The following is a 1,028-nucleotide window of genomic DNA, read 5'->3' on the forward strand; positions in this document are numbered from 1 at the left end:
AAGGTAGATTGCAAGAATTAACCGAACACTGCAAACTGCTGAAAAACCTTTCGTGGTGATTGCCAATTGAGTGTTTTCATTGGTCTTGCATTAATCCAATGATTAATTTGATCTAATTCTTTGGCGCTAACCGTCTCAATTTTTCGCTCCTTTGGTATGAATCGCCGAACGTATCGGTTTAATATCTCATTACTCCCACGTTCTTCTGGTGAGTATGGGTGTGCAAAGTAAACTGGAATGCCTAGTTTTTGCTCGATTTCATCATATTTTGCAAACTCTCGTCCTCGATCAACAGTGATTGACTTAGCATTCTCGATCCCTTGAAAAAAATGAATTAATACTGGTGTCACTGCCTGACTATTGCGACCACTAACTTGCCTCACAATATGTTGCCGGCTTAATCTTTCTGTGATTGTGACAAGCACTTCACCACGTTTCTTACCCGATTGCATCGTATCAACTTCAAAGTGACCAAAATCCTGCCGTGCTTGAACACTTTTGGGTCTTGATTCAATTGAACGGCCGTGAACAAATACTTGACGTCTGCCATCAGACTGACGTTTTTGACGAATACCTTTGTCAGGTAAATCAGCTAATGACAGTTTGAGTCGGCCAGCATTGAGCCAATTATAAATCGTTTTGAAAGGTAACCCTAAAACATGAGCAGCAGTTTCTGGTGACCACTTTAAAATGCCAATGTGCTCATTCAAAAAGACAGCGATAGCTGGTGTTAGTGTGTGATGACGGCCACGTAGATGACGTTTTTTCAATGCCAACGCATGAGCAATCTCAGCTTTATAGGGTGTAACTTGATGAATTTCAATCGAAACGGTTGAAGGAGAGCGTTTAATAAAGCGGGCAATGGCACGAACAGAATAATTCAATTCGAGTAAAGTTTGAATGACAGTACGTTCTTGAGATGATAAACTAGTCATGAGTCGCAGTTCCTTTATGGTTGTTTTGGACAATTACCATTAAAGGCGCTGCGGCTTTTTATTCAAGTGTTCGGTTTAATTTTACAATCTACC

The 1,028-nt window shown here is 40.5% G+C and carries 1 protein-coding gene; it reads right to left on the reverse strand.

Going from position 1 to position 1,028, the window contains the following annotated elements; translation table 11 throughout:
• Positions 1 to 17 precede the first annotated feature (17 nt).
• Positions 18 to 935, reverse strand: coding sequence for an IS30 family transposase (locus LEUFL_RS0106590; RefSeq protein ID WP_010008332.1), 918 nt, complete (start codon positions 933 to 935; stop codon positions 18 to 20).
• Positions 936 to 1,028 lie beyond the last annotated feature (93 nt).

The sequence above is a fragment of the Leuconostoc fallax KCTC 3537 genome, assembly GCF_000165675.1.
Classification (GTDB): domain Bacteria; phylum Bacillota; class Bacilli; order Lactobacillales; family Lactobacillaceae; genus Leuconostoc_B; species Leuconostoc_B fallax.

Coding starts and splice junctions, on each gene's coding strand:
- LEUFL_RS0106590 (WP_010008332.1), bottom strand. CDS start 935: ATGACTAGTTTATCATCTCAAGAACGTACTGTCATTCAAACTTTACTC.